This is a genomic window from Arthrobacter sp. NPDC058288 (assembly GCF_042880995.1).
Taxonomy (GTDB): domain Bacteria; phylum Actinomycetota; class Actinomycetes; order Actinomycetales; family Micrococcaceae; genus Arthrobacter.
Map to the genome: position 1 here is coordinate 111,894 of NZ_JBHVYH010000006.1, position 19,991 is coordinate 131,884.

19 protein-coding genes are annotated in these 19,991 nt (G+C 68.9%); 9 read left to right on the plus strand and 10 right to left on the minus strand.

Annotation, left to right across the window (positions count from 1 at the left end; translation table 11 throughout):
- Positions 1–99: 99 nt before the first annotated feature.
- Together ACFVWT_RS16015 and ACFVWT_RS16020 are read right to left on the minus strand one after the other, a co-directional pair.
- Positions 100–876 (minus strand): cation diffusion facilitator family transporter, encoded by a 777-nt coding sequence (locus tag ACFVWT_RS16015; RefSeq protein ID WP_390249483.1) that lies wholly within the window; start codon positions 874–876, stop codon positions 100–102.
- Positions 873–1,199 (minus strand): ArsR/SmtB family transcription factor, encoded by a 327-nt coding sequence (locus ACFVWT_RS16020; RefSeq protein ID WP_390249485.1) that lies wholly within the window; start codon positions 1,197–1,199, stop codon positions 873–875. The genes ACFVWT_RS16015 and ACFVWT_RS16020 overlap by 4 nt, the downstream gene beginning before the upstream one ends.
- A gap of 88 nt (positions 1,200–1,287) precedes the next feature.
- Here ACFVWT_RS16020 and ACFVWT_RS16025 point away from each other — a divergent pair, with 88 nt between their 5' ends.
- On the plus strand, positions 1,288–2,292 hold the full coding sequence (locus tag ACFVWT_RS16025; protein ID WP_390249487.1) for a polysaccharide deacetylase family protein: 1,005 nt from the start codon (positions 1,288–1,290) through the stop codon (positions 2,290–2,292).
- A 70-nt stretch (positions 2,293–2,362) separates the two neighbouring features.
- Positions 2,363–5,524, plus strand: coding sequence for a beta-phosphoglucomutase family hydrolase (locus ACFVWT_RS16030; protein WP_390249489.1), 3,162 nt, complete (start codon positions 2,363–2,365; stop codon positions 5,522–5,524).
- Here ACFVWT_RS16030 and ACFVWT_RS16035 read toward each other — a convergent pair.
- The 7 genes from ACFVWT_RS16035 to ACFVWT_RS16065 form a co-directional block, all read right to left on the minus strand.
- Positions 5,521–6,522, minus strand: coding sequence for a zinc-dependent alcohol dehydrogenase family protein (locus ACFVWT_RS16035; protein ID WP_390249491.1), 1,002 nt, complete (start codon positions 6,520–6,522; stop codon positions 5,521–5,523). The genes ACFVWT_RS16030 and ACFVWT_RS16035 overlap by 4 nt on opposite strands.
- Positions 6,523–6,557: 35 nt before the next feature.
- Entirely contained in the window at positions 6,558–7,412 is an 855-nt protein-coding gene (locus ACFVWT_RS16040) for a universal stress protein (RefSeq protein ID WP_390249493.1), read from the minus strand.
- A gap of 81 nt (positions 7,413–7,493) precedes the next feature.
- A complete protein-coding gene (locus tag ACFVWT_RS16045; protein ID WP_390249495.1) occupies positions 7,494–8,627 on the minus strand; it encodes a YihY/virulence factor BrkB family protein in 1,134 nt (377 codons plus the stop codon).
- 81 nt (positions 8,628–8,708) lie between these two features.
- Entirely contained in the window at positions 8,709–9,305 is a 597-nt protein-coding gene (locus ACFVWT_RS16050; RefSeq protein ID WP_390249497.1) for a DUF3618 domain-containing protein, read from the minus strand.
- Between the two features lie 34 nt (positions 9,306–9,339).
- Positions 9,340–9,762, minus strand: a complete 423-nt coding sequence (locus ACFVWT_RS16055; RefSeq protein ID WP_390249499.1) for a phage holin family protein — start codon at positions 9,760–9,762, stop codon at positions 9,340–9,342.
- Positions 9,759–10,721, minus strand: coding sequence for a hypothetical protein (locus ACFVWT_RS16060; RefSeq protein WP_390249501.1), 963 nt, complete (start codon positions 10,719–10,721; stop codon positions 9,759–9,761). Before ACFVWT_RS16060 ends, ACFVWT_RS16055 begins: the two co-directional genes overlap by 4 nt.
- Before the next feature lie 151 nt (positions 10,722–10,872).
- Complete coding sequence (locus ACFVWT_RS16065; protein ID WP_390249503.1) at positions 10,873–11,907, minus strand: NAD-dependent epimerase/dehydratase family protein; 1,035 nt, start codon at positions 11,905–11,907, stop codon at positions 10,873–10,875.
- Positions 11,908–12,085: 178 nt separating this feature from the next.
- Here ACFVWT_RS16065 and ACFVWT_RS16070 point away from each other — a divergent pair, with 178 nt between their 5' ends.
- Positions 12,086–12,910, plus strand: a complete 825-nt coding sequence (locus tag ACFVWT_RS16070) for a sigma-70 family RNA polymerase sigma factor (protein ID WP_390249505.1) — start codon at positions 12,086–12,088, stop codon at positions 12,908–12,910.
- Here ACFVWT_RS16070 and ACFVWT_RS16075 read toward each other — a convergent pair.
- Complete coding sequence (locus tag ACFVWT_RS16075; protein WP_390249507.1) at positions 12,868–13,845, minus strand: glycosyltransferase family 9 protein; 978 nt, start codon at positions 13,843–13,845, stop codon at positions 12,868–12,870. The genes ACFVWT_RS16070 and ACFVWT_RS16075 overlap by 43 nt on opposite strands.
- 110 nt (positions 13,846–13,955) lie before the next feature.
- Here ACFVWT_RS16075 and ACFVWT_RS16080 point away from each other — a divergent pair, with 110 nt between their 5' ends.
- The 6 genes from ACFVWT_RS16080 to ACFVWT_RS16105 are packed head-to-tail and all read left to right on the plus strand — an operon-like array spanning position 13,956 to position 19,962.
- The gene (locus tag ACFVWT_RS16080; RefSeq protein ID WP_390249509.1) at positions 13,956–14,510 is read left to right on the plus strand and encodes a D-glycero-alpha-D-manno-heptose-1,7-bisphosphate 7-phosphatase; all 555 of its coding nucleotides are present in this window, start codon (positions 13,956–13,958) and stop codon (positions 14,508–14,510) included.
- Positions 14,507–15,580, plus strand: coding sequence for a glycosyltransferase family 9 protein (locus tag ACFVWT_RS16085; RefSeq protein WP_390249511.1), 1,074 nt, complete (start codon positions 14,507–14,509; stop codon positions 15,578–15,580). Before ACFVWT_RS16080 ends, ACFVWT_RS16085 begins: the two co-directional genes overlap by 4 nt.
- Positions 15,577–16,593, plus strand: a complete 1,017-nt coding sequence (locus ACFVWT_RS16090) for a glycosyltransferase (RefSeq protein WP_390249513.1) — start codon at positions 15,577–15,579, stop codon at positions 16,591–16,593. Before ACFVWT_RS16085 ends, ACFVWT_RS16090 begins: the two co-directional genes overlap by 4 nt.
- Positions 16,590–17,840 (plus strand): glycosyltransferase, encoded by a 1,251-nt coding sequence (locus ACFVWT_RS16095; protein ID WP_390249515.1) that lies wholly within the window; start codon positions 16,590–16,592, stop codon positions 17,838–17,840. The genes ACFVWT_RS16090 and ACFVWT_RS16095 overlap by 4 nt, the downstream gene beginning before the upstream one ends.
- Positions 17,837–18,562, plus strand: coding sequence for an SIS domain-containing protein (locus tag ACFVWT_RS16100; RefSeq protein ID WP_390249517.1), 726 nt, complete (start codon positions 17,837–17,839; stop codon positions 18,560–18,562). Before ACFVWT_RS16095 ends, ACFVWT_RS16100 begins: the two co-directional genes overlap by 4 nt.
- Positions 18,559–19,962, plus strand: a complete 1,404-nt coding sequence (locus ACFVWT_RS16105; RefSeq protein ID WP_390249519.1) for a PfkB family carbohydrate kinase — start codon at positions 18,559–18,561, stop codon at positions 19,960–19,962. Before ACFVWT_RS16100 ends, ACFVWT_RS16105 begins: the two co-directional genes overlap by 4 nt.
- The last annotated feature ends 29 nt before the right edge of the window (positions 19,963–19,991 follow it).

Consider the following 19,991-nt stretch of genomic DNA (forward strand, 5'->3'; position numbering starts at 1 on the left):
CAATCCATTGAACCCGGGCTGCGAAGGTAGGGGAATAGGTCCCTGAAGCGTTACGGTGTGATGCTGCCCGCGGTTCCGTGCGGTGCGCACGTTCGGCGGCTAGGCCTGGGGCCGCCGATCAGCCGGTTTCGTCCCGAGCGCCACGACGAGGGGCGTGGAGTTGTTCTCCGGTGCGCAACCGGCGCAGCAGGCGTCGTCGCTTTCGGCTGGGGTGGCAGCGGCGATTTCGGCAGGGCCGGTGCCGGCGGAAGGGATGGCGCAGCAGGATTCGCCACGCCAGGCATCGATGCCCTCCCGGACCGCGATGCCGGCGATGACCAAGGCGGCCCCGGCGTCCGCCCACCACCAGCCCAGGGTGCTGTTCAGTACCAAGCCGACCAGCAGCACCGCCGAAAGGTAGGTGCACAGCAGCGTCTGTTTGGAATCGGCCACGGCTGTCCGGGAACCGAGCTCCCGGCCGGCGCGGCGCTGTGCCCAGGACAGCACGGGCATGATCATCAGGCTCAGCGCCGCGATCACGATGCCCGGCGCCGAGTGCCGCGGCTCGTCCCCGCCGGTCAGTGCACGGACGGCGTCCGTGGTGACGAACGCGGCGAGGGCAAAGAAGGAGACGGCGATGATCCGCAGGGTCAGGTGCTCACGCCGTTCCGGGTCTTTGGCGGAAAACTGCCAGGACAACGCCAAGGCGGAGCTGACTTCAATGACCGAGTCCAGGCCGAAACCGATCAGCGCCGACGAATCGGCGGCCCCGCCGGCCCAGAGCGCCACCACGGCTTCAATGAGGTTGTAGGTGATGGTGGCGGCCGCGAACAGCCGGATCCTCAGGCTCAGTACGGCGCGGCGTTCCGGGCTTGGTGAGTCCAGCAGCGCCGTCATGCGAAGCACTTCCCGTCCGGGGCGCAGCAGGACGGATCAACGGCGAGGACCACGCCAATCAGGTCTTTGATGGCGTGGCCCAGCCTGGTGTCTGCGAGTTCATACCGGTTGCGCCGACCGTCAGGAATGGCAACCACCAGGCCGCAGCCGCGAAGGCACGTCAGATGGTTTGACATGCTCTGCCGGGAGACCCCGAGGGTGTCCGCCAGATCGGAGGGATAGGCCGCGGCGCCGGACAGGGCCAGCAGGATCCGGGCGCGGGTAGGGTCCGAGACCGCGTAGCCGAAGCGGGCCAGCACGGGTGCCTGAGCGAGCGTTTCCATAACGCCAAAGTACATCCTCTGATGTATTAACGCCACCGCGGGCCCTTCAGCCCTAGGCGCGGCAGGGTCCCGGCTGTCATCGTTGAACATGGCCGGCGAACCACCCCTCGAACAACGCCGCGACGCGCGCCGCCGGCTGATGGCGGCTGTCCTTGTGGCGATCGCTGTCCTAGCCGCCGTTGTCCTGGCCCTGATCCTGGCCGGAGCGCCGCGGGGACCGGCCCCGCAAACCGCTCCTCCGGCGGAAAAAGGGGCGTCCCCCAGTTCATCCGCTTCCCCGTCTTCGATACCGTCCACCCCGGTCACGGAGGTCCCGGCGTCGTCCGGGCCCCCGCCGTCCCCTTCCTCCGAAACCCCGGGCGAAGCGACCAACCCGGGCCCTGTTGCGCCGGGCCCCACACCGCCGCCGGAGACGCTGCCTGCTCCGCAGCCCCCTCCGCCGGTTGCCCCGTTTCCTGCCGGCCTTGCCGGGCAGGACGTGGAGCTGGTTCCCGGTGCAGGGCCCTCCGTTGCCCTGACGTTCGACGCCGGCGCCAACTCGGCGGGCCTCCCGTCGATCCTGCAGACACTGGCGGGCGCCGGAGTCCGCGGGACGTTCTTCCTGACCGGGGCATGGGCCGCTGCGAATCCGGCCGGGGTGGCCGCCATCGTGGCCGGCGGCCACCGGGTGGGCAACCATTCCCAGACCCACCCGGACTTCACCGGACTGCCGGACTCGGTGATCGGGGACCAGGTCCGCACGGCGGAGCAATCAATAGCCGGCGCCGGAGCGGATCCCCGTCCCTTGTTCAGGTTTCCGTTTGGCGCCCGTGACGCGCGCACCATCGCAGCCGTGAACAACCTGGGCTACGTGCCGGTGCGCTGGTCCGTGGACACCCTCGGCTGGAAGGGCACCAGCGGCGGCATCACGGCACAGCTCGTGGCGGACCGCGCATTGTCGGCCCTGCAGCCGGGCGAAATCGTCCTGATGCACATCGGCTCCAACCCGGACGACGGCTCCACCCTGGACGCCGATGCCCTGCCCCGGATGATCGAAAGGATGCGCCAGGCCGGCTACGGATTCGTCACGCTGGACAGCCTGCTTGCCGGGTAGCCGGGCAGCCGGCCGGAAGACGGGTCCAATGTCACTGGGCAGGCCGGGCCAATGCTGGTAGGACTAAGCCATGACTGAGTCGCCAACCGCCGCCGCCGCGCTGGCCCCGGTTGACGCCGTGGTTTTCGACCTTGACGGCGTGGTGACGGACACCGCGGACCTCCACGCGACGGCATGGAAGGAACTTTTCGACGACGTCCTTCAGGACCCCCGGATTCCGCGCACTGCCCGGCGTGATCCCTTCACGGAGGCCGACTACCTGCGCTATGTGGACGGCCGGACCCGGGAGGACGGAGCAGCGGCGTTCCTGCACTCGCGCGGGGTGGAACTGCCGGCGGGCGAATCCGGGGATGGCCCGGCGGAGTGGACCGCGGTGGGGCTGGGGGCGCGCAAGAACGGGATCTTTGAAACGCTGCTGAGGCTCAGGGCCGTCCCCGTCTTCCCCGGAACACTGGCGTTGCTCGAACGCCTCAAGGCAGGGAAGGTGCCGGTGGCGCTCGCCACTGCCAGCCGGAACGCCCGTGCGGTGCTGGCATCCGCCGGTCTCGAAGACGGCTTCGACGTCGTTGTCGACGGGAACACCGCGGCGCAGCTGGGACTTGCCGGCAAACCCGACCCCGCGCTGTTCCTCCACGCCATCAGCGAGCTCGGGGTGGCGCCGGAACGGGCGGTGGTCATCGAGGATGCCGTGGCCGGCGTGGCGGCGGGCCGCCGCGGCGGCTTCGGGCTGGTCGTGGGGATCGACAGGGCAGGACACCGGGCCGAGCTGGAAGCCGCGGGCGCCGACGTCGTGCTTGAAGACGTCAGTGAACTGGACCTCGGACTGGTCATCGCCGACCCCTGGCTGCTGGTCTATGAGGGATTCGACCCCGCACACGAAGGCCACCGGGAGGCCCTGACCACCCTGGGCAACGGCTACATGGCAACGCGGGGCGCGGCCCCCGAACACCGCAAGGACGATGTGCACTACCCCGGAACCTACCTGGCCGGCGTCTACAACCGGCTCACCAGCGTGATCCAGGGGCAGGAGACCGAGGACGAGCACATGGTGAACATGCCGGACTGGCTGCCGCTGGACCTGTGCGTGGAGAGCGGAAGTTGGTGGTCCGAGGGCGGACTGCGCCTCCGCAGCGAACGGCGCACCCTGGACCTGAGGCGCGCGCTGCTGACGCGGGAAGCTGTGCTGGAGGACGACGCCGGGCGGCGGCTTGATGTGGTCCAGCGCCGGCTGGTCTCCATGGCGGAACCGCATCTCGCCGCGCTCGAGATGACGGTGACAGCCGTCGGCTGGGGCGGCAAGGTGGGCATCCGTAGCGGTTGCGACACGGACATCACCAACTCGAACGTGCCGGTGGAAGCGCTCCTGTCCAACCGGCACCTGGCAGACGTGACGGTCTCCGGGGCCGATAACGGGCCCGGGTCCGCCACCCAGGTTGTCCTGGTCCGCACCACCCAGAGCAGGATCGGCGTAGCGGTGGCCGTCCGGACCGACGTCCCCGCAAGCCTGCATCCGGCCAGGCCCGAGGAGCTGGGCGGACTGTTCGTGCACCGCTTTGAGGTGCAGCTGCGGGACGGCGAGCCGGTAACTGTCACCAAGACCGTGGCCGTGGCGAGCTCCCGCGACCACGCCATTTCTTCGCCCAGGACAGCCGCCGTTGATGTCCTCAACCGCTCCGGGGGAGGCTTCGAGGTGCTGCTGGCCGCCCACGAGGCGGCATGGCGCGGACTGCTCACGCCCTTCATCATCGAGGTGGACGACTCCACCGAGTCGCAGCTGATCCTGAACCTGCATGTCTTCCACCTGCTCCAGACCATTTCGGCGCACACGGCGGAGCTGGACGCCGGAGTCCCCGCCCGGGGCCTGCACGGCGAAGGCTACCGGGGCCACATCTTCTGGGATGAACTGTTTGTCCTGCCGCTCCTGACATCCCGGCTTCCGGCCGTGACGCGGGCACTCCTCGACTACCGGTGGCGGCGGCTGGGGACGGCACGGGATGCTGCGAGGGCGGCCGGGTTCGAGGGCGCCCTGATTCCGTGGCAGAGCGGAAGCGACGGCCGGGAGGAGACGCCCAGGCTACTGTTCAACTCCCGTTCCGGCCGCTGGGTGCCGGACTACTCCCACCTGCAGCGCCACTCGGGCCTGACGGTCGCGTTCAACGCCTGGCAGTATTTCGAAGCGACCCAGGACCGCGCCTGGCTGACCCACCACGGCGCGGAGATCATCGTGGAGGTTGCCCGCTTGTTCGTTTCGATGGCGGAGTACGATCCCGCCGGGGACAGGTTCCATATCCGGGCAGTGGTGGGTCCGGACGAATACCACACCGGCTACCCGGACAACCCCGGCGGCGGCCTGGACGACAACGCCTACACCAACGTCATGGCGGCCTGGGTATGCGACCAGGCCGTGTGGATCATGAGTTCGGTGCGGGGCTTCGACATGGACGACTTCCGGCAAAGACTGCGGGTCACGGACGAGGAAATTGACGGCTGGGCGCGGCTCGGCCGCAGGGTCTTTGTTCCCTTCCTTGCCGACGGCATCATCAGCCAGTTCGCCGGGTACGAGAATCTCAAGGAGCTGGACTGGGAGCACTACCGCCGCACGTACCGGAACGTCCAGCGGCTGGACCTCATCCTCGAAGCCGAGGGCAGCAGCACCAACCACTACCGGCTGGCCAAGCAGGCGGACGCCCTGATGCTGCTCTACGTCCTCGGCGAAGACCAGCTCACCACCTTCCTGGACCGGCTCGGGTACCCGGTGACGGCGGAGCAGATCGCCAGGACCGTCGACTTCTACCTTGCCAGGACGGCGCACGGTTCCACGTTGAGCCGGGTGGCGCACGCCTCGGTACTGGCGCAGCTTGATCCGGAAAGGGCGTGGGACACGTTCCGCGAAGCCCTGGACGCAGACCTGGACGACACCCAGGGCGGCACCACCCGGGCGGGCATCCACCTGGGTGCCATGGCCGGTTCCATCGACGTGATCCAGCGCAGCTTCGCCGGCCTGCGCATTACCAGGGACGCCCTTGATTTCTCCCCCCGCCTGCCCGCGGAACTTGGCAGGGTTTCATTCAATGTGCGCTACCGGGACCAGCTGCTTGCGGTGCACCTGGAGAAGGGCCGCCTGCTGGTTTCCGCAGACCCCGGAGACGCTTCCCCCGTGCTGGTCCGGGTGGGAACCCAGCACGTCCTGCTGCACGCCGGTCAGCATCACGAATTCCGGCTCGGGTCCTAATCCATGTGCAGGACAGCCGCTCCGGTAATGCGGTCCGCGGCAAGGTCCTGGAGCGCCCGCCCGGCATCCTCCATCCGGTAGGCGACGGTGGTGGGACGAAGCGGTATTTCCGCGGCAACGCGAAGGAATTCTTCGCCGTCGGCCCTGGTATTTGCGGTGACGCTGCGCAGCTGCCGTTCCTGGAACAGCTCCGATCCGTAATGCAGCGGCGGGATATCGCTCAAGTGGATTCCCGCCACCGCCAGCGTGCCCCCGCGGTCCAGGGCGCGCAGCGCCTGCGGAACCAGCCAGCCCGCCGGTGCGAAAAGGATGGCCGAATCCAGCGGGACAGGAGGTTCGTCGTCGGCGTCCCCCGCAAAAGCCGCTCCGAGCTCCAGGGCGAGGCGCCGGGCTTCCTCCGAGCGGGTCATGACGTACACGCTGGCTCCGCGGTGCATGGCCACCTGTGCGGCCAGGTGGGCGGAGCCGCCGAAACCGTAGATGCCGAGGCGGCCGCCGTCCGGCACCTGGGCCCGGGTCAAGGCCCGGTAGCCTATGATGCCCGCACACAGCAGGGGTGCGGCCTGTTCGTCGGGGAAAACCTCCGGAATCCGGTAGGCATAGTCCTCATTGACCGTCACGCGGTCGGCGTAGCCGCCGTCCCGGTCCCAGCCCGTGAAGGTAGGGGACAGGCACAGGTTCTCCTGGGAGCGGAGGCAGAACCGGCAGTGTCCACAGGTGCCGCCCAGCCAGGCCACGCCCACTCGCTCCCCAATCCGGAACCTGGTGGCGCCTTCGCCAAGCTCCACCACTTCACCCACCACTTCATGGCCGGGAATGACGCCGCTCCTGCGGGGCTGGAGATCGCCTTCGGCAAGGTGGAGGTCGGTGCGGCACACCCCGCACACCCGCACGGAAAGCAGCACCTCGCCCGCCCCGGGGCGTGGATCGGGGCGTTCGCCGAAGACCAGCGGATGCCCCGACATGGGACCAGGATTGCCAACCCACCAAGCGCGCACGGCACACTTCCTGTTCTGTTATAGCGGGACGGTGCTCATCGCGTGATCAGCACGTTGCACAGCGCCCGCTCCAACGCCGAGGAGACGGTGCTCCCCGGATGTCCCTCCCGGTGATGCGCACCCAGCACCAGGACATCGGCCTGTGCCGCGGCTGCCAGGAGTTCCTTTGCTACGGGGTGGCTCTCCAGCAGGATGCCCTCGACGGGGACGTCGGGGGCAAGGCTCCTGGCAAGTTCTACGGCCTGGTCCAGCAGCTCCTTGCCGCGGAGGGGTGCATGGCGCCCGTGCGGTGCCTGGTGCTGGTCCCCGGCCACATGGATCAACTGCAGCGGGACGTTTAAGCCGGCCGCCATGCGGGCAGCCTCCGCAACCACCTTCGCGTGCCGGGGTTCTTCGTCAATTCCGGCCGCTATCGGCTGGCCTGGACGGCCCGGATAGCGGACCACCATAAGGGGGCATGGTGAGTGGACCGCCAAATCGAGGCATGCGGAACCCACCAGTTGGCCCAGGAACCGGCCCATTCCGCGGTGCCCCACGGCGAGCACGCCCGCGCCCTCCGCCGCAGAGCGGAGGACCTGGGCGGGAAGCCCCGGCTCAATAACGCCGTCAATGTCCAGGGTGGCCTTCAGCCCGGCCGCAACCGAACCGGCCAGGTCCAGGCCTTCCTGGAGGGTCGCCTCGGCGGCATGCCGCAGCCCGCTGCCTTCAACGCCTTTGACGGGACCAAGATTCTTGGTGAAAACGGGCCACACCCATGCGTGGATGACCTTCAATTTGCGGTTCGTGGCGGCGGCGTGGCCGGCGGCCCAGCGGACGGCCAGCCGGGACGGTTCGGACCCGTCATAGCCCACCGCGACAGGTCCGTCCGGGTTCCGTGCTGGAGCCGGCATGGGACCTCCCCTCGTAGGCGACGGCGCAGTGTCCGCCCGGGCGCAATGTCCACCCAGTAGAGACCGGGCATGCCCTCTGCGCTAGGGCCTTTGGTCCTGTTCGCGGTCCCGGCGCTCGCGGTCGTGACGTTCGCGCAGGTCTCGTCCCCGCCGGATATCCTCTTCTTCCCGGACCTGCAGCTTGTCGCTTTGCTTGGTGTCCCGGGGCGGCAGCTGGATGGTTTCCTCGGCCTTGATGCCGGCCTGGAGCTGGCGGCCACGCTCCATCTCGGCGTCGAACTCGGCGCCGAACAGCAGGGACATGTTCAGGATCCAGAGCCACAGCAGCGCAATGATCACACCGCCGATAGCGCCGTAGGTCTTGTTGTAGCTGTTGAAGTTGGCGACGTAGAAGCCGAACGCCAGGGACGCCAGCAGGAAGACTACGAGGGCGATTGCCGATCCCATGCTCATCCAGCGGAATTTCGGCTGCTTGACGTTGGGGGTGGCATAGAACAGGACGGCAATCGCCGCAATGACCAGCACCAGCATCACGGGCCACTTGGCGATGTTCCAGGCGGCCAGGAACGCGTCGCCCAGGCCGATGACGTTCCCGACGGACTCTGCCACCGGACCGCTGAGCACAAGCATCGCGGCCAACACGACGACGATCAGCAGATTGACGACAGTGACGCCGAGCATGGTGCCCCGGAGCTTGAGGAATGGGCGGCCTTCGTCCACTTCGTAAATCCGGTTCATGGCGCGGCCGAAGGCGCCTACGTAGCCCGACGCGGACCAGAGGGCGGTGAGGAGCCCTAGGACGAGGGTGACGCCGGCCGCCGAGGAGCCGGCCAGGTCTTCAACCACGGGTCGGATCGTGTTTACGGTCTCGCCCGGGGCTATGCCCTGCACGATGTCGAGAAGGGCCGACGTGGTTTTCTGGGCGTCGCCGAAAATGCCGAGCAGGGACACGAGGGCCAACAACGCCGGGAAGATTGAGAGGACCGAATAGTAGGTCAGGGCGGCGGCGAGGTCCGGGCACTGGTCCTTGGTGAATTCCCGGAAGGTCTTCTTCGCGATGTACTTCCACGAGGGTTTGGTGACGTCGGCGGGACTGTCCGGTTTACGGGAGTCATCCGGGGCAGGAGCGGTACGTGCCTTGGCGGTGCTACTCTCCTCCGTTTCAGCATCGGGGCCGGCGGCGGTGCCGTTCTCGGTGGCGGGGTTCTTAGCCATGGGAATCTTCTTTCGTGGTTAAGCGCAGCGGCCGGCTGCCCAGCGCGTCAGCGAGGGCAACCGGCCGTCTTCCGGGTCGGACTACACCTGTTGGACATTGTCCTTGGCGTCTGCGGCGCGGTATTTCACGTCGTCCACTGCGCCCTGGCCCTCGGCCTTGACGTGGTCAGTAGCTTCCATGGCGGTTGCCTTGACGTTCTCCAAGGCGTCCTGCGCCGGGGCCTTCAGGCCCTGGGCAACGTCCTTGGCGGCTTCGGTCAGCTCCGTGGTGAGCGGCTCGGCCTTTGTCTTGAGGGCGTCGGCTGCCTCGCGCTCCTTCTCGCTCGCCGGGATCAGGGACGAAACCAGCATTCCGGCGCCGAAAGCGATCAGCCCTGCTGCGAGCGGGTTGCCCTGCGTCTTGGTGCGTACTTGGCGTGGCGTGTCCCCGATGGCGGCGCCGGCGTCCGACAGATGGGATCCCGCACTGCCGGTGCCGGAATGCACCCGGTCCGTGGCGTGCTCAGCTGTTCCCATGACCTTCTCCTTCACTCCGAACACGGCGTCCTTAACCTTGTCCGTCTGGCGGTGGACGATGTTCGACGGGGTAACTTTGTCCGCCACGGCGTCGACATTGGTGCCGAGCCGCGCGCGGGTTGCTTCGATATCGGCGCGGATGGCGTCCGGGTTTTCACTCATCGTGTGTACCTCGAGCTCTCTTTGTGCCTGTGTCTTAGTGGCTGGGTTTAAGGGTGGGAGGTATTTCCTGGAGCGTCTCCGCTGTCTGCGGCATGCCCTTGATCGCGTTGAGCTGCTTACGGCCTACGGCTGCCAGGACGGCGGCAATGATGCCCCAGATAACAGCGACGACGACGGCGGACCAGCCGAGTCCCATGACTGTTCCCAGTGCCCACCAGAGGGCCAGGGAGAGGAACAGGAGCACGAAGTGTCCAGCCACTCCGGCCCCGGCCAGCATTCCGCCGCCTTTACCGGCGCGGGACGCTGACTGCTTGAGTTCGGCCTTGGCCAGCTCCACCTCCTGGCGCATCAGCGTGGAGATGTCCCGGGTCACGTCGCCGAGCAGGTCGCCGAGGGAGCTGTTGTCGGCTTTGGCGTGCGCCGCCGTAGGAGTGGTTTCCGGAAGTTGACTGCTCATCGCTGCCCTCCGCGCAAGGGGTCGTCACGGTACGGATCATCGGCGAGGGGGTCGGCGGCCAACGGATCCTTGGCCAGCGGATCCGCGGCCCACTGGTCCTGCTGTGTTCCCTCATCGGCCAGCGGGTTGGGCGGGTACGTGTCCTCCGAATAGCTGTGTGCGCCGGTCCGCTCGTCGCTATATGCACCCGTGCCGGCGTAAGCGCCGGCACCGGCTCCGGCAACGGACAGGCCGGCAGTGGTGGCGTCAGGCGCCGGCATCTGCACCGGCGGCGGCGGAACCGCTGTGCCGGTGTCGGGAACGTAGCCGGGCACACTGGAAGTCGGAGCCCGAGAGGTGCCGCCGCTGAGCGGCGCGCCCGTGGATTCGGGTGCCCCGGCGCTGAGGCTGCGTGTCAGCCGGCCGGCGAGGATACCCGCTCCGGCGGCAAGCATCAGGAATGTTCCCGGGCGCTGCCGGGCGAACGACTTCACTTCGTTGAGCAGTGAGCCGGGGTCCCGGCCTTCCAGCCATGAGGCCACGGATGCGGACCGGTCCGCAGCCTGGCGGATCAGATCTGTGGCCACACCGGGCTGATCGGAGGCGTCAGCCATGGTGCGGAGCTCGCCGGAAATGGAATGGAGGCCCTGGGCCACCTTCTGCTGCTGGGCGCCGGCCTGGTCAGTCAGGTCTGTCCTTGCCTGGTAGAGCAGATCCTTGGCGTTGGCCTTGACCTCTCCGGCGACGTTGGCGGCCTCCGCCTTGGCGGTCTCAGCCACGTGCTGGGCGGAGTCCGTTGCCTGGTGGGCAACGTCCCCGGCCTCCTGCTTGGCCGTCTCCGTCTTCGACGGCGTGCCTTGCTGCGCCGGATAGGCGGTGTCATAGGCGGCGGCGGTATCCGGCGTCGCCGGGACGGCCGTTTGCTCTGCGACCCCAGGGGTGCCGTAGCTTCCGTCCTGTGGCCATCGGTTCTCTGTCATCTTCGCGCTCTCTTTCCAAGAAGGTCGGCTGCTGATCAAGAACCAGCAATAACTGGCTACTAAATAGTAAGCATGATTACTATCAAATAGTAAGCACCCTTGGTGTATTTGTTTTTCGGACCGGCTATTTTCCGGCCCCGCCGTCCTTGGATCAGTTTCGCGGGCGCAGCGGGGGAGAGCCTTCCGAGCCGCTGCCGGTCGTCAGCCCTTCCAGCACCTCCCGGATGGCGTCCATGGAGGACGTGCGCGGCTCCCACCCCAGTAGCTCGCGGGCGCGGCGCGTGTCCATGAGGGGGGCTCCTTCAGCCATGGCAATCCAGCCGGCATCCGTTGGCTGCAGGCGGAGCCGCCAGCTGAGGTCCACGGCGGCGCGGACTAGCCCGTAGGGCACGGGAAGCCACCGCGCTGCATGGAATATCCGCGCCAGTTCCACCGGCGTAATGACGGGTTCGGCGGCGATGTTGAACGCACCGGAGGCGCGGCGGTCCAGGACGCGCCAGTAGGCGTCCGCGACGTCGTCGGCGTGGACTGCCTGGAAGGCCAGCCCGCGCGGAAGTGGAATGATCGGAAGCCTGAGTTTCCGCGGCAGGAGCCGGGGGAGCGCCCGCCCGAGGAAATACCGTCCGATCTCGCTGCCCGCCTCAGCCTGGAATGTGAGCGCCGGCCGGAGCCGGGAGACGGTGATGGCCGGGTTGTCCGCCGCGAAACGGTCCAGGAGGACTTCCTGTTCAGCTTTGTGCCGACCGTAGTGCGACTCCTGGATGCCCGTGGCCGGCCAGTCCTCGGCCCGGCGCGTTTCCTTGTCTGAGGATCTGTATGCGCCCACGGACGATGCGCACACCACGTGGCCCACGCCGGCTTCCCTGGCGGCCAGTAGGACGTTGGCCGTCCCCGTCACGTTCGTCCGGTGGAGGGCGGCCGGGTTGTGGTTCGGCTGGAGGATCCACGCGAGGTGCACCACGGCATCCGCGCCGGCGAGCGCCGCGCGCAAGGGCCCGCCGTCGTCGTCCGCGATGTCTACTGCGTGCCATTCCACGCCACCGTACGGCGCGGCCGTGTGGGTGGGCGGCCTGCGGCCAATTCCCACGATTTCAAAGGTGTCGGGGCGTTCCGCCCGCGCGTGCTGGAGGCGCCGCAGCAGCGCTGTGCCCACATTTCCGCTGGCGCCGGTGATCGCGATCCGCATGACGGTCCGCCCTTCCGAGAGGCTATGTACACCGGCTGACTATCCGGTCCGGGCCGGCGCGTTGTGGTTCGGCCTTAACGCTACCGGCCATTGTTTAATAAGCAAGCTTATGGTTACCTACTGCTCTAAGTCTTGCCACAGGCTTTCGGTCGCTCCACGGACAAAGGAACGAACCCCCATGGCGGAATCCCGGCAGTCGCCACAGATCCTGGAACCGGAACAACACCACGGCCGTCCGGGCCGGATCAGGCAAACCTTCGAAAACCACCTGGTTCTTGACTATTTGGACCTCGCTGAGGCACTCGCGGCACGCTTCCAGGCCCGCGGGCGTGACAGGGCGGACCTCAACCAGGTTGCCTACCTTGGCCTGGTCAAGGCGGCGCGGGGCTTCGATGAGGCCCGCGGGGGCAGCTTCCCCGCCTACGCGGCGCCTACCATCACCGGAGAACTCAAGAGGTACTTGCGGGACCGGTGCTGGATGGTCAGGCCGCCGCGGCAGGTACAGGACCTGCGGACTGAACTCCTGCGCACGGAACCGGCGCTGGCCCAGTCCCTGGGCCGCCCGCCCACCGTGGCCGAGCTGGCCAGGGAACTGGATGTAACCCCCGAAGCCGTGGGCGAAGCAACGGCTGCCGCGGCCAGCCTGCATCCGGAGTCCCTCGACGCGGTAGACGCCGCCGACACTGCCCCGCTCGCCGAAACCCTCAGTTCCGGGGAGGACCCACTGGCCCGTTTCGAGGAACTGATCTGCCTCAACCAGGCCATCCATGAGCTCAGCGCCGAGGACCAGGAGCTGCTGTACCGGCGCTATTTCTGCGAGGAAAGCCAGGCCGAGCTCGGACGCCGGTTCGGCGTCTCGCAGATGCAGGTTTCACGGCGCCTTTCCCGGGTCCTTGTGCAGCTCCAGCGCTTATTGCAGGACGAGGGCACCCAGGAATGGGGCTCCAGGGAGGACACGGATCAGAGCAGTCCCAGCCCGCGGAGGGCATCGAGCACGTCCTGAACGTCAACGCCCAGCAATGCCGGGTCCGGCTCATCGGCAAAGACATCCCCGCGGCGCAGCTCCGCGCGGGTCAGCACCACATGCGGACCGGCCGGCGGCCCCCACCGCTCCGGCGGAGCCGGACCGAACAGGGTAACTGACGGCCGGGCGTAGGCAGCTGCCAGATGCGCGGCCCCGGTATCGGCCGAAACCACCACACCGGCTTCGGAGATCATCGCGGCGAATTCCGAGAGGCGCTGCGTGCCGGCAACCACAGCTTCGTCTCCAAGTCCGGCCTGGCGGGCCACCCGGAGGGCCCGTTCCCGTTCGTCGGCGCTGCCGGTGAGCACTACGGCGTGTCCGGCGTCATGCAGCGCCGAAGCTACTCCGGCAAACCGTCCCTCGGGCCACAACCGGCTGCCGTAGGCGGCGCCAACATGCACCACGGCCATCGCGGCGCGGGCGCCGGGCAGCCTCGATGACTGCCGGCTGGAAACGGCGGGCCGGTCCAACCGCAGGTCGAGGGGATCTGCCTCGATGCCGTACCAGCGCAGGAGCCGGGTCCACCGTTCGCGCTCGTGCATCTGCTCCACCCATGGCGGACCGCCGCCCGCAGGGGCGTGCGCAATCAGCAGCCGCGGCCCGATGGCTTCCAGCAGGGCCGTACTCTCGGGCCCCCTGCCGTGCAGGTTGACCGCAACGTCCACGCTGCCCTGCGACACGGCGAGCGGCGTATCCAGCGCGGCCGGGAGCAGTTCGAAGCCTCCCACCAGCTCAAGGATGTCCGCCAGCCACTGCGGACCGGCATAGACCAGGCGGTGGCCGGGGAAAGCCCGGCGGAGGGCATGGAGGGCCGGGACCGACACCAGGAGGTCGCCAAGCTTGAGGGCGCGCAACACCAGCAGCGTCGGTGGAACGCCGGACGCCGCCGCTGAACCCGCCGCCGTGGAACCCATAGCTGCAACCCTCTCATTTCCGGACCGCCCGGACCCTTGGTTCGGGAGTCTAATCGGGGAAGCTGCTCCCGGGGCGTTTGAGCAGCCGGTTTGAGGGGAACAGGGTGGGTATGGCAAGTTCCAGCATTCCACCACCGAAGGCCGTGCTCTTTGACCGGGACGGCACCCTGGTCCGTGATGTGCCCTACAACGGCGACCCCCGGCTGGTGGCGCCGATGCCCCTGGCGCGGGAGGTCCTGGACGGGCTGCGCGGGAAAGGCATCGCCACCGGAGTGGTCAGCAACCAATCGGGGATCGCCCGCGGCTTGCTCTCCCGCAGCCAGGTGGACAGCGTCAACGGCCGCATCGAGGCCCTCTTGGGTCCTTTTGATGTCTGGGAAATCTGTCCGCACGGCACCGAGGACGGCTGCGGCTGCCGCAAGCCCGCCCCCGGGATGATCCTCAGTGCCTGCCGGAGGCTCGGTATCCGGGCTGCCGAAGCCGCCTACATCGGCGACATCGGCAGCGACATGGAGGCCGCTGAAGCCGCCGGGTCGAGGGGGATTCTGGTGCCCACCCCCCTCACCCGGCACCAGGAAGTGGAAGCCGCCGCGGAGGTGGCGGCGGACCTGTCCGCCGCGGTGGCGCTCCTGCTGGGCCTCGCGCCTGCCGGGAACCGACAATGACCCGGGTACTCGTGGCCCGCCTGGACAGCGTGGGGGACGTACTGCTGGCCGGCCCGGCCGTTCGGGCCGTAGCCAATGGACGGCGAACGGACGGCGACGCGCCGAACGACGTCGTGCTCCTGTGCGGCCCCCAGGGCGAAGCGGCAGGCGGGCTGCTGCCCAACGTGTCCGAAGTGCACAGCTGGGCGTGCCCGTGGATCATCAATCCGGCCCCGGCGGTCGCGGGGGAGGACACGGACCGGCTGGTCACGTTTATCCGTGATTCGAGGATCACGGAGGCAGTGATCCTGACGTCGTTCCACCAGTCACCCCTTCCCCTGGCGCTGCTGCTACGGCTGGCAGGAGTCAGCCGTATCACCGGTGCGTCCGTTGACTACGCGGGCGCTTTGCTGGATGTCCGGCTCAGGCCCGGGGAGGACTTTTCCGAAGACCAGCCTGAGGCCGAGCGCGCCCTGGGAATCGCCCGGGCTGCGGGATTCCGGCTGCCGCCTGGCGACGACGGCAGGCTCAGGGTTGCGGATCCTCCCGATGCCCGCGAACTCGTGGGCGGGGAGCCCTACATTGTGGTGCACCCGGGTTCTTCCGCGCCGTCCCGGGCCTGGCCTCCGCTGCACCACGCAGCCGCCGTGGAACTCCTCGAAGGCGCCGGGCACCGGGTGGTGGTAACCGGAGGCCCCGGTGAAACGGACCTGACAGCCACCGTGGCCGGCCCGTCGGGGCTGGACCTCGGCGGACGGACCGACCTGCGGACCCTGGCCGGGGTCATCGCCGGGGCACGCGCCCTGATCACCGGGAACACCGGGCCGGCGCACATCGCCGCCGCCGTCGGCACTCCCGTTGCCTGCCTGTTTTCTCCGGTTGTTCCGGCAGTCAGGTGGGCGCCCTACGGCGTTCCGCTTGAACTGCTGGGTGACCAGAGTGCACCCTGCAGGCTGAGCAGGGCGCGCGAATGCCCGGTGCCCGGCCACCCCTGCCTGGCGTCAGTTTCCCCGGAAAGCGTAGTGGACGCCGTGGAGCGGCTCATCAGCGGAGTGTCCTCCCTGTCCACCCGGCGGAAGGTCCGTCAATGAGGATCCTGCTGTGGCACGTGCACGGGGCCTGGACTGACTCGTTCGTCCGCGGCCCTCACGAATACCTCCTGCCGGTCCTTCCGGGCGGCGGACCCTGGGGGCTGGGCCGCGCGGGCCGGAACTGGCCGGCGTCCGTCCGCGAAGTCGCCCTGGAGAGCCTCGACGCCGGCAGCATCGACGCCGTCGTGCTGCAACGGCCGGAAGAAATTGCCGAGGTGGGCCGCGCCCTTGGCCGCCAGCCCGGCAGAGAGCTTCCCGCCGTCTACGTCGAACACAACACTCCCAAAGGCAACGTCCCGTCCACGGTGCATCCGCTCGCGGACCAGCATGCCATCCCGCTGGTGCACGTCACGCATTTCAACGAGCTGTTCTGGGATAGCGGCTCCGTCCCCACCACCGTGATCGAACACGGGGTGCCGGACCCCGGCTATCTCTATACCGGCGAGGTTCCGGAGCTGGCCGTCGTGGTCAATGAGCCCGTCCGCCGCGGCCGGGTCACTGGAACGGACCTGCTCCCGCGCTTCGCCGCGGCCGCCCCGTTGCAGGTCTTCGGGATGGGCGGGGACGAACTTCCCGGGGTCACGGGGCTGCCGCCCTCCCGGCTGACCGTCCGCGGTGACCTTGCCACCGCAGCGCTCCACCGCGAACTCGCCCGCTGCCGCGTCTATGTCCACCCGCTCCGCTGGACCTCGCTGGGGCTGGCACTGCTCGAGGCCATGCACCTGGGACTGCCCGTGGTGGTACTGGCCACCACCGAAGCCGCCCGGGCGGTTCCGTCGGAGGCAGGGGCGATCTCCACGGATGTCGGGGAGCTGGTCCGGCAGGCTCAGTTGCTGGTGGAGGACCCGGAGGAAGCCCGGTCGAGGGGGCGGGCCGCCCGCCAGGCAGCCCTGGAACGCTACAGCCTGGGTCCGTTCCTCGACGCCTGGGACGCCCTTCTCGATGATCTTGCCTCCCCGCGATTCCGAAAATCCAGGATCCTCATTCCTGCGCACGAAAGGAAGCTCCCGTGAGAATTTCCATGGTTTCCGAACATGCCAGCCCGTTGGCGGCGCTCGGCGGCGTGGACGCCGGCGGCCAAAACGTCCACGTTGCCGCACTGTCGACGGCGCTGGCCCGGCAGGGCCACCACGTCACCGTTTACACGCGGAAGGACGACGCCGGGCTGCCGCCCCGCGTCCCCATCCTGCCCAGGCTTGAGGTGGTGCACATTGTGGCCGGCCCGGCGCGCCACGTGCCAAAGGACGGGCTGCTTCCCTACATGGACCGGCTCGCCGAAGGGATCGCCGAGGACTGGGAGGGCCGGCAGCCGGACATCGTGCATGCGCATTTTTGGATGTCCGGCCTGGCTGCGCTGGACGCCGCCCGCCGCAGCGGAACGAATATCCCCGTGGTCCAGACGTTCCACGCACTCGGCACGGTCAAGCGACGCCACCAAGGGGCTGAAGACACCAGCCCCCAGCAGCGGCGCTGGCTGGAACCTGCCGTGGGGCGCTCCGCCGACCGGATCATTGCCACCTGCTCGGATGAAGTGTTCGAGCTCAAGGCCATGGGAATCGATACAGCCAAAATATCCATCGCCCCCTGCGGCGTGGACCTGGATCTCTTCCGCGGCTCGGGGCCCGCAGAGCCGCGGCTGCGCCGCCACCGGATCCTCTCTGTCGGCCGGCTGGTTCCGCGCAAGGGCGTGGACCTGGTGATCCGTGCACTCCCGCTGCTCCGCGACGCAGGTTTCGACGACGTCGAACTCCTGATTGTGGGCGGCGGGGGCGGAGCGGCAGCACTGGGCACGGACCCCGAGGCCCGGCGGCTCGCTGAACTGGCCCGGGAACTCGGCGTGGAAAACCACGTCACCCTCCGCGGGCAGGTCCCGCGCGGGGACATGCCGGGTATCCTCCGCAGCGCGGACGCCGTGGTCTGCACGCCATGGTACGAACCGTTCGGCATTGTTCCGCTGGAAGCAATGGCCTGCGGGGTGCCCGTGGTGGCCGCCGCCGTCGGCGGACTGACCGACACCGTGGTGGACGGGGCAACCGGCCTGCATGTGCCGCCGCGGAACCCGGCAGCCATCGCACGCGCCGTCGCCCGGCTCCTCGCCGGCCCGGAGCTCCGGCGCGAACTGGGGCTGGCGGGACTGCAGCGGGCGCGGTCGCGCTACTCGTGGGACCGCGTGGCCGCTGAAACTGAGAAGGCATACCAGCAGGCCCTTGCGGCGACCGCCGCGGCCCGGCTTGAACCGATGGAGGGGGCAGCGCTGTGACCACCGAATGGACCCTCCGCGCGGAAGGAATTGAGGTCCTGCCGCCGCACATTGTCCGGCCGCACGCCTTTGCGCCGGAGCCGGCTACGGACAGTCGGCGGAGAGGAAGCACCAGGCCGGATTCGGTCTTCGCCGTTCAGGAGCACCTGGACAACGTATTTCCGGCGCTGGAATCCCTGCGCACACAGGCATACCACCTTGCGGCCTGGGGCGAGGAACTGGCCCGCCGGCTGCTGCGCGGCCAGCGGCTGCTCGCGGCGGGGAACGGCGGCTCCGCCGCGGAAGCCCAGCACCTGACGGCCGAACTCGTGGGACGCTTCGACGGCGAACGGGTGCCGTTCTCCGCGATCTCCCTGCACGCCGAGACCTCGGCCGTGACCGCCATAGCGAACGACTACGGCTTTGAGGAGCTTTTCGCCCGGCAGGTCCGGGCCCACGGGCGCTCGGGTGACGTGCTGATCCTGCTGTCCACGAGTGGAAAGAGCCCCAACCTCCTGCGCGCCGCCGACGCCGCGGCCCGGCTGAATGTCACCACCTGGGCGCTCACCGGTCCGGCCCCCAACCCGCTGGCGTCCCGCTGCGACGAGGCCGTGACCATCCAGGCGCTGTCCGCCAACGCCCAGGAGGGCCATCTCATCGCCCTGCACGCCGTGTGCCGCGCCTTCGACGCGGAGGTGGCCCGGCGCGGGCGGAACGCAGCCGGAACGGGGAGCCTGGCATGAAAATCGTCGTCGTGGGAGATGTGCTGCTTGACGTCGACATCGACGGTGAGGCCACGCGCCTGTGCCCGGACGCGCCGGTCCCGGTGGTGGACGTTGACAATGTACGAAGGCGGGCCGGCGGCGCCGGGCTCGTGGCCCGGATGCTCGCCGGTGACGGGCACAGCGTCACGCTCCTGACCGTCCTCGCCGACGACGAAGCGGCGCGGCACCTGGAACGGGCGCTCGAGGGCATCACCGTGGTGGCAGGAGCATCCGGAGCCCCCACTCCGGTCAAGACCAGGGTGCGGGCGGAGGGCCATCCGGTGGTCCGGTTTGACGAAGGATGCGCCCCGCCGCCGCCCCCGTTGGTGACGCCGGCCATGCTGCACGCCCTGGAAAGGGCAGCAGTGATAGTTGTGGCGGACTATGGCCGGGGCCTCGCCAGCAACGTGGAGCTGAGGTCCGTCCTGGCCAGGCTTGGCGGCCGGATTCCCATCGTCTGGGATCCGCACCGCGCGGGCGCGGACCCCGTGCCCGGCGTGGCCGTGGTGACTCCCAACCTGGCCGAGGCCCGAAGCTTCGCCGGCGCTGCGCGCGGGGCGGATGCCGGAAACGGCGAACCCGGACACGGTGACACCGGACAAGGCGGCCCTGCTGCTCTTGCCCGGGACCTCCGGCTGCGCTGGCAGAGCAACGCTGTCATGGTGACCATGGGCAGCCAGGGAGCCATGCTGGCGTACGACGCCGACCAGCCGGCACTGCCCATACCGGCACCCAAGACCACGGTGACTGATCCCTGCGGCGCCGGCGACAGGCTGGCGGCCAGCCTGGCCGTACACCTGGTGGACGGCCACACCCTCGACGTCGCGGCCGTGCTGGCGGTCCGGGAGGCCGCCTCCTTCCTGCGGCACGGCGGGGTTGCCGCTCTTGCCGGAGAGCCGAAGCCGGTCAGACTGCACGGGCGGGAGACGGACGCGCTGGCACTGGCCCGCAGCGTGCGGGAAGCGGGCGGGATCGTGGTGGCCACGGGAGGTTGCTTTGACCTGCTGCACGCCGGCCATACGCGGGCCCTGGGCGCCGCCCGGAGCCTGGGCGACTGCCTCATCGTGTGCCTGAACTCCGATGAGTCCGTGCGCCGGATCAAGGGCCCCGAACGGCCCATCCTCAACCAGGAGGACCGCGCTGAGCTGCTGCTGGCCCTGGAGTTCGTGGATGCCGTGATGGTGTTCGACGAGGACACCCCGGAGGCCTGCCTGGCCGCGCTGCAGCCTGATCTCTGGGTGAAAGGCGGCGACTACGACGTCACGCAGCTGCCGGAAACCGCCCTGGTGGAAAGCTGGGGCGGACGTTGCACCACCGTGCCCTACCACCCGTCGCGCTCCACCACCGACCTCGCCGACGCACTCTCACGCGTCAGCTGAATCCCAGAGCGAACCCCAGAGCGAACCAG

Coding starts and splice junctions, on each gene's coding strand:
- ACFVWT_RS16060 (WP_390249501.1), bottom strand. CDS start 10,721: ATGACAGAGAACCGATGGCCACAGGACGGAAGCTACGGCACCCCTGGG.
- ACFVWT_RS16070 (WP_390249505.1), top strand. CDS start 12,086: ATGGCGGAATCCCGGCAGTCGCCACAGATCCTGGAACCGGAACAACAC.
- ACFVWT_RS16030 (WP_390249489.1), top strand. CDS start 2,363: ATGACTGAGTCGCCAACCGCCGCCGCCGCGCTGGCCCCGGTTGACGCC.
- ACFVWT_RS16085 (WP_390249511.1), top strand. CDS start 14,507: ATGACCCGGGTACTCGTGGCCCGCCTGGACAGCGTGGGGGACGTACTG.
- ACFVWT_RS16055 (WP_390249499.1), bottom strand. CDS start 9,762: ATGAGCAGTCAACTTCCGGAAACCACTCCTACGGCGGCGCACGCCAAA.
- ACFVWT_RS16075 (WP_390249507.1), bottom strand. CDS start 13,845: ATGGGTTCCACGGCGGCGGGTTCAGCGGCGGCGTCCGGCGTTCCACCG.
- ACFVWT_RS16080 (WP_390249509.1), top strand. CDS start 13,956: ATGGCAAGTTCCAGCATTCCACCACCGAAGGCCGTGCTCTTTGACCGG.
- ACFVWT_RS16025 (WP_390249487.1), top strand. CDS start 1,288: ATGGCCGGCGAACCACCCCTCGAACAACGCCGCGACGCGCGCCGCCGG.
- ACFVWT_RS16045 (WP_390249495.1), bottom strand. CDS start 8,627: ATGGCTAAGAACCCCGCCACCGAGAACGGCACCGCCGCCGGCCCCGAT.
- ACFVWT_RS16090 (WP_390249513.1), top strand. CDS start 15,577: ATGAGGATCCTGCTGTGGCACGTGCACGGGGCCTGGACTGACTCGTTC.
- ACFVWT_RS16015 (WP_390249483.1), bottom strand. CDS start 876: ATGACGGCGCTGCTGGACTCACCAAGCCCGGAACGCCGCGCCGTACTG.
- ACFVWT_RS16065 (WP_390249503.1), bottom strand. CDS start 11,907: ATGCGGATCGCGATCACCGGCGCCAGCGGAAATGTGGGCACAGCGCTG.
- ACFVWT_RS16020 (WP_390249485.1), bottom strand. CDS start 1,199: ATGGAAACGCTCGCTCAGGCACCCGTGCTGGCCCGCTTCGGCTACGCG.
- ACFVWT_RS16105 (WP_390249519.1), top strand. CDS start 18,559: ATGAAAATCGTCGTCGTGGGAGATGTGCTGCTTGACGTCGACATCGAC.
- ACFVWT_RS16050 (WP_390249497.1), bottom strand. CDS start 9,305: ATGAGTGAAAACCCGGACGCCATCCGCGCCGATATCGAAGCAACCCGC.
- ACFVWT_RS16040 (WP_390249493.1), bottom strand. CDS start 7,412: ATGCCGGCTCCAGCACGGAACCCGGACGGACCTGTCGCGGTGGGCTAT.